The 7,426-nt window shown below is 62.7% G+C and carries 4 protein-coding genes; 2 read left to right on the plus strand and 2 right to left on the minus strand.

What is annotated here, in order from left to right:
- The first annotated feature begins 209 nt into the window (after window positions 1–209).
- On the plus strand, window positions 210–3,335 hold the full coding sequence (locus ACYVGC_RS22515) for a lantibiotic dehydratase (RefSeq protein ID WP_460586090.1): 3,126 nt from the start codon (window positions 210–212) through the stop codon (window positions 3,333–3,335).
- A gap of 5 nt (window positions 3,336–3,340) precedes the next feature.
- Here ACYVGC_RS22515 and ACYVGC_RS22520 read toward each other — a convergent pair whose 3' ends face one another.
- Window positions 3,341–4,060, minus strand: coding sequence for a LytR/AlgR family response regulator transcription factor (locus ACYVGC_RS22520; protein ID WP_460586091.1), 720 nt, complete (start codon window positions 4,058–4,060; stop codon window positions 3,341–3,343).
- A 23-nt stretch (window positions 4,061–4,083) separates the two neighbouring features.
- Entirely contained in the window at window positions 4,084–5,139 is a 1,056-nt protein-coding gene (locus tag ACYVGC_RS22525) for a sensor histidine kinase (RefSeq protein ID WP_460586092.1), read from the minus strand.
- A 477-nt stretch (window positions 5,140–5,616) separates the two neighbouring features.
- Here ACYVGC_RS22525 and ACYVGC_RS22530 point away from each other — a divergent pair, with 477 nt between their 5' ends.
- Complete coding sequence (locus tag ACYVGC_RS22530; protein ID WP_460586093.1) at window positions 5,617–6,789, plus strand: glycoside hydrolase family protein; 1,173 nt, start codon at window positions 5,617–5,619, stop codon at window positions 6,787–6,789.
- Window positions 6,790–7,426 lie beyond the last annotated feature (637 nt).

The raw sequence follows: 7,426 nt of genomic DNA on the forward strand, positions 1-7,426 counted from the left end.
TACAGCCTCAACTGGCCCGAATCTATTCCGCGTAACCAATCAAGTTAGAAGTTTTTCCCGTATTTGTTTAACAATACTCAGCGATAGGGATAGCTGCGTCAGGCGGCCGGCGTTCACCCTATCCGCAAGCCCCTATCTTAGCCGTCTAGCGCGAAATCTGCCCGTTGGCCCCGCTTCCGCGCTCCAACCTCCGTTGTCGCCCTGCTGCTTTGATTTCCTACGCTTTCCACCCCACGCTGGTGCTCCGCACCCCAACGCTGCCGTTCAGCCGCTACCCCGAACCAGCCCAGGCTGCCGAATGGCTGGCCGACCCAGCCTTCTTGGAGGCGCTCTATCTGGCCTCGCCGGAGCTTTACTCCGAGTGCCAACGCTGGCAGCGCGGCGAGCTCGTAAACCCACAAAAAATTGACAAGCTGGTGGGGGCGCTCTGCCGCTACCGCAGCCGCATGAGTAGCCGCTGCACGCCCTTCGGGCTGTTTGCCGGGTGCTCGGTGGTGTCCTGGGGACCCGGCAGCCAACTTGAGTTGGACACCACGGCCCAGGCCCGGCACACCCGCCTCGACATGCACTACCTGGGGGCCCTGGTTGCGCACCTGGCCACGCAGGAGCCCCTACGCAGTCGCCTTCGCTATTTTCCCAACTCTAGCCGGTACGCGCTGGGCAGTGAGCTGCGCTACATTGAGTACGGCTACGCGGCCGATATTGCTGCCCCCGAGCACCGGATTAGCGCCGTGGAAACCTCGCCAGCCCTAGAGCGGGTGCTGGCTGTCAGTACCGGTGGCCATACTCGGCAGGCGCTGGCTGCTAGCCTATTGGTTGGAGACCAGGCCGAAGGACCGGCCGACTCGGCAGAAGCCCTAGCCTTCGTGGATGAGCTAATTGCCGCGCAACTGCTGTTGAGCGAATTGGAGCCCACCGTAACCGGTCCGGAATTTTTGGACCATCTGCGCCGGGTGCTGCGCCAAGCCGACGACCCCGCCGCACCCGATGCTCGCCTGAGTGCTACCCGGGCGGTGCTCAACGACGTGGAGGCCCGGCTGCGCGCCCTCGACGAGCCGGGGAGCGGACCACACGCGGCCTCGTCCTACGAGGACATTGCAGCCCGACTACTGCCGCTGGGGGTGCCGTTCGAGGCCGGCCGGCTTTTCCAGGTAGACCTGCTGCCCGGCGTGCGGGCCGGGGCCACCTTGGCGCAGGAGCACCAGCCAGCGCTGCTGGCCGCCCTGCGGGTGCTGGCCCACCTCACGCCGCCCAGCCGCCCGGCCCGGCTAGTCCAGTTCGCCGAGCAGTTTGCCGCCCGCTACGAAGAGCAGGAAGTGCCCTTGCTCGTGGCCCTCGATTCGGAAAGCGGCATCAGTTATTCTGAATACGGCAGCCAGCCTTACGCGCCGCTGGTGGAGGACCTGCAGCTGCCCACCCCGGTGGGGGCAGCCCCGGCAACCCCCACCCCGCTCATAGAGGCCCAGCAGTGGCTGGCGCGGCGCCTGCGGGCGGCCGAGCAGCACGGCCACTACAGCATCGAGGTTACGCTGGCGGAGGTGGAGGGTCTGCCCAGCGTGGCCGAGGCCTTGCCGCCGTCGCTTTCGGTGGTTTTTCGAGTGCTGGCCGACGGGCTGCTGCTGCTGGAGCACGCAGGTGGGTCCAGCGCCGTTAACCTGCTCGGGCGCTTTGCTCACGCCTCGCCGGCCATTGCCGGGCTGGTGCGTCACGTAGCCGATACCGAACAGGCCCGCAACCCCGCCGTGCTGCTGGCCGAAATCTGCCACCTACCTACCAGCCGCTCCGGCAACATTTTGCAACGCCCCTGCCTGCGGGCCTATGAGCTGCCCTACTTGGCCCAGTCTGGGGCCGCGCCCGAGGCGCGCTTGGCGCTGCAGCACCTTACGCTGCGGCAGCGCCAGGGCCAGCTGGAACTGCGCGACGCCCGCACCGGCCGCCGCGTGATACCCCGGCTGGCATCGTCGCATAATTACACCCACGAAGCCCTACCTGCCTACCAGCTGCTGTGCGACCTGCAAACCCAAGGCCTACAGGCCAGCCTGGGCGTGAGCTGGGAAGTCATTGCGCCCCAGGCCACCTTCCGGCCGCGGCTCAGCAGCCAGGGCGTGCTGCTACAGGCGGCCAGTTGGCAGTTCAGTGCCGCCGACCTGGCCCCACTGCTGGCACCGGCAGCGGCAGCCGCCGCCTGGACCGACTTTCGCCAGCGCTGGCAGTTGCCCCGCTATTTCACCCTGGCTGATGGCGACCACGAGCTGCTCGTCGATGCCGACCAGCCGGCCAGCGTGGCGCGGTGGCTGGCCCTTGTGCGCCGGCCCGAGGGCTGCCTGCTGCGGGAGTTTCCGTTCGACCCCGCCACGGCCCTGGTGCGCGACCCGGCCGGCCAGCCCTACACCAACCAGTTTGTGGCGGCCCTGGTGCGCCCAACCGCCTGCTACCACGAGGTGGCCATCTCCGCCGCGTCTCCGGCCGTACCGCGCACCTTCTCGCTGGGCTCCGAATGGCTGTACTACAAGCTGTATTGCGGCCCCCGCGTGGCCGACCGGCTGCTGGTCCAGGCCGTGGCCCCGCTCACTGAGCAGCTGCTGGCCGAGGGCCTCATTGACCAGTGGTTTTTCATCCGCTACGCCGACCCCGACCCCCACCTACGCTTGCGCCTGCACCTGCCCGACGTGGCCGCGCTGGGTCAGGTGATTGCGCTAGTGGCGGAAGCACTGGCGACAGAAGCAGCTAGCGGCAGTCTCTGGAAAATCCAAGCCGATACCTACCAGCGCGAGCTGGAGCGCTACGGTCCGTGCACCATCGGACTGAGCGAAAGCCTCTTCTACTACGACAGCCGCCGGCTGCTAGCCCAGTTGGCCCTCCTCGACCATACGGAATCTGACGGGTCCGTGGCCGGGCATACGGGCTGGCTACTGGCGGCGCGCGGCATCGATGAGTTGCTGAGCGCCTTTGCCCTGGACCTGCCCGCCAAGCTGGCCTTCATTGGCGCTCGGCGCGAGGCATTTTCCCGCGAATTCGGTCTCGACAAGCCCCTGCGCCGGCAGCTCGATGCACGCTACCGGCAGCACCGGGCAGCCCTGCGCGCGGTCCTGTCCGCCCCCGACCCGGCTTCCTTGCCGCTCGAGGCACTGTTGCCCACTGTGGCCCGGGAGCTGCTGGCCAGGCAGGCACAGGAGCAGCTCGAAGTGGCCCTGCCGGCCCTGCTTGGCAGCTATGTGCACCTACTAGTGAACCGGGCAGTTAGCAACCGCCCCCGGCTGCACGAATTGCTGGTATACGATTTTATGGCGCGCTATTACCAAAGCCGGCTAGCTGGACAGCCGGCTTTGGGCTAGACCGGCTACTTCTTGGTGCCCATCATTTTGTGGTGCAGCACTTCGAAAAAGGACGGGCGGTAGGTTTCGCCAAGGGGTACGTAGGCTTTCAGGCCTTTGAAAAAAATCTGGTTGCCATCGATGGCGCTGATTTTATCTAATGATACGATATAGGACTTGTGCACCCGCATGAACTGGCGCGACGGCAGCCTCTCCTCCAGGTCCTTGATGTTGAGCAGGGTGATAACGCTTTCTTCCAGGGTATTAACGGACACGTAGTTCTTCAGCCCCTCTACATATACGATATCGCTTACCCGGAGCTTAATCATCTTGCCCTTGCTCTCGGTCTTAAAGAAGATGTAGTCTTCGGCTTTTTCTTCGGGCTGCCAGAGGGGGCTGGGCACGAGGGCGGCGTTGAGGGCCTTCTGGGCCGTTTTCAGAAACCGTTCGAAGGTGATGGGCTTAAGCAGGTAGTCGAGCACGCCCAACTCGTAGCTCTCGATGGCGAACTCGCTGTAAGCCGTGGTGAGCACCACTTGGGTCTGCCCTTTGAGCAGCTTCAGAAAGTCCAGCCCCGAGAGTTGGGGCATGTGAATGTCAAGAAACAGTAGGTTGATGGGCTGGTTTTGCAGCATCGCCAGCGCCTCGAGGGGGTTGGTGGTGCTGCCGGCCAGCGAGAGGAAGGGTATGCGGGCCACGAATGTGGAAAGGATGTCGATGGCGCTTTGCTCGTCGTCGACAATCATGCAGGAAATCATGTATTAATTTATTATAAGTATATTACCAACCTGCAAGTGTAGTGTTCGGCGGCATCGTCTAGGGTTAGGGTGTAGCGGTCGGGGTACAGCAGGTCGAGCCGCTGCCTAGTATTGGCTAGGCCAATACCGGCGCTTCTTTCCTTGGGTCCGAGCCGCTTGCGGTTGTGGGTTTCAAACGTGAGTCGGTTTTGCTCCAGCTCCAGCCGGATGCGTAGTGGGTTTGCCACGTCGGTCAGCTCGCCGTGCTTGAAGCAATTTTCGACGAAGGTGATGAGTACCAGGGGCGCAATGCGAAGGTAATCGATTGCTGGGCATTGCTGCAAGTCTATTTGTAACTGATTATTAAAACGCAGCTGATTAAGGGCAATGTAGTTGTGCAGGTGGCGCACTTCTTGGACGAGCATGACTTTGCCGTTGGTTTCTTCGTGCAGGGCGTAGCGCATGATTTCGGCGAGTAGCACGATGCCGCGGGCGGCGGTTTCAGAGTGCGGGTATACCTTGGCGTAGAGGAAGTTCAGAGAGTTGAATAGAAAGTGCGGGTTGATTTGGTTTTTGAGGAAGGCCAAGTTGGCTTCAAGTAGGCTGCGCTCGGCAATGCGCAGTTTCTCCTGCTGATGGCGCTTCTGCACCTCCAACTGCACGGCCCGGTAGGCAAACCAGTAGCCCGTGCTCAGCAGTGCGAAGAAGACCCCGCGGTAAAAAGACTGGGCCAAAAAGAAGGTGAACGGCGTGATGCCGGCTGGCACCATGCTCGTCACCGCCCCCAGGGCCAGTGCGGGCACCACATACAGGTAAAGCGCGGTGCGCAGCAGGGCATAGGTGCCGAGCAGGCCCAGTACGGCCGCCAGGTAGAAGCTGTAGTAGCGACGCTCGTACACCCGGGGCAGCAAAACCCAGCTATTCATATAGAAGAGCCCGATGTTGAACAGGTAGTTGAATAGCATTGAGGCTAGCGAAGGCGGCGGAGTGCCCGCGAGCAGAAACACGGCCTGCTCATACACGATGAAACTCAGCCAGATGAGGGTATGAATGAGTAGTCTGCGCAGGGCGCGGGAGTCGAATGGCATATGGTAAAAGTACACGGGCCACCCCGGCCGCGCAGATGCTGCCACCCCAAGTGCTCCGAAAAGCCGGTTTGGTACTGGCAATAGTGGGCTTGGTGCAGGTAAGTTGAACGAGTGGGGGGCACGCCTCTAGGTTTGTTTCACCGCCTTACCACAACCTTTTCCACTACCTTTTTCAATGAACAAGTCTGCTGCCACCTCTCGCCTCACCCTCAGTAAAAAAACCATTACTCGTTTCACTAAAGCGCCGCAATCAGCAGGCACGCCGAACTTCAGCAGCATCGTGGCCACCAGCAGTAGGTTCTAGGTAGCTCTACCCGAACGGTCGACGGGCGGGTGGCGAGTAGCTACCCGCCCGTTTGGCTACCGGCCCGCCTCACTAACCGCGTCAAGGCACTTGACGGGGGTAGTGAGGCGCAATGCTTTTCGTTGTTGGCCAGCCAGATATCAGGCGCTCTTCATTTCGCTTACTCGCCCAATATGCTGCCCGCTGCTTCCACTCCTGCCCTATGGCCCCCCGCTGAATCAGGCTGGGCACTGGTTCACGAACTGCTGCCCGACCACCCGACTTCGGCCAGCTCCCTGGCCGAAGTCGGGGCGCTGCTGCTGTATTACCAGCGCGTGGCCCAGGTTTCGGGCCAGCCCGCCGATGCCCAGCGGGCTCGCGCCTGGCTGGCCGACCTTAGCGCGCGCCTGCTCTCGTTGCTGGCTGCGGCGGGCCCGCCCGAGTACGCCGACCAGGCCTGCCTGCTGGCGTGGCTCGATGCCGACGGTGGCCTCAGCGTGGAACCAGCTCTGCTACATGAGCTCGATGAGCACCTGCGGCACGCGGCCCTGCGGGCGGTGGCGGCAGCCGGCCCGGCCTGGCAGGACTTTTTTTTCCAAGTGCTGCGCTACTTCAGCCTGCGCACGCCCACGCCTATCGTCCGGCTTCACTTGCAGGTGCTGCTTGATGCCTGGCCCTATTTGCGCACCTCCGAATCGCGGGAGCTGGCGGAGCCAATACTGAGTCAAACCGGCCAACTGCTCGTGCTCATTCGCCTGGCCCGCGCTGGTTATCAGGTCGAGCAGTTGACGCCTCGTATCCGGGAGGGCCTGCGGCAACTATTGGCCACCCGGCGCAAGGTTGATTTCCTAGGGCAGCACCGTTCCATCTTCCCTGACGAGCGCAGTGCTGCCACCGCACAAACGGCTTTCGGTGAGGAGCTTTCCTGGCGTCTGGTAGACCTAGCGCACGCCCTGCTGCTCTACCAAGCGCACGATTTGTTGCAGGACCCAGAACTGGCCAAATTTGCCGAGCTCACCGGCCTGCATACGCTCCTGCGCACTACTGACCTGGCGACCCGGCCCGATGCCGAACCGCTCTACCGGGCCGCGGCAGCCCTGGCCCGGCTTTACCGGCAGTTGCGGCGGCTTGGCAACTACCCAGCCTACCTGGAGGGCTACGAGTTCTGGCTGGACCGAACGCACCACTGGGTTCTGGCCACCCAGGCAGCCAACGCCGGTACCCTGGCTGGGGCCGGGCACGCGCAGGGCCTGGCCGAAGCCGGCTTGGTGCTGCTGGTAGCATGCACACCCACCGAGCCGAGCTGGGAAGTCGGTTTGTTGGAATTTAGCCAAGCCCCGCCCGCCAGCCCTTGGCCGGCCAACTAACTTATCCCCGGTACTTTCCAGTGATGGTTATCTTTTCATGCGCTGACGGTTCGGCTAGGATGCTAGTTATATAGTCCCGAAGGATAATGGGGAGCCGTGGGGTCTGCTTTCCAAACAAGTCTGTGGGCAATTTAGCGTCGACCCCAACCGGTGGCCAAGTGGCGTCGCCGCCCCACTACAGCGGATGCGTCAGTGGAACCCAAACCAGCCTCGACGGTGCTCACGCCCGAGTAGGAAGCAGTGGCCTTGGCCTTTCGCCTGCACAGGTAGCTGCCCTCGACAATTGCCCCTGTGCGTTGCAGGACTGCCAGCGATAGAGCAGCTTAGGGCTGATACCTAACTGCTAGGCGGCCGCCTGCGTGCTGCGGCTCTCCGAGGCCAGAAGCAGGGCTTCGGCTGTGAAGGCATCATCGTATTTGCGTCGTTTAGCCGGTGTCTTCTTGCTCTTTGCTGCACTCATGACTCAGGAAAGTTACTTCCTACTTCTGTGCGCTCTGCCTAGACTGTACGCTTCCCCGTTCGATAAGCCAGTGGTAGGCAGAGGTTAAGCGGCTTTGACCTCCTCCCAAATACTAAGCCGGTTGAAAGTGGAGCATCAGGCGTTCTGAAGCTCGACAGTAGTGGCGGCAGCCACTAC

The organism is Hymenobacter arcticus, assembly GCF_054779975.1.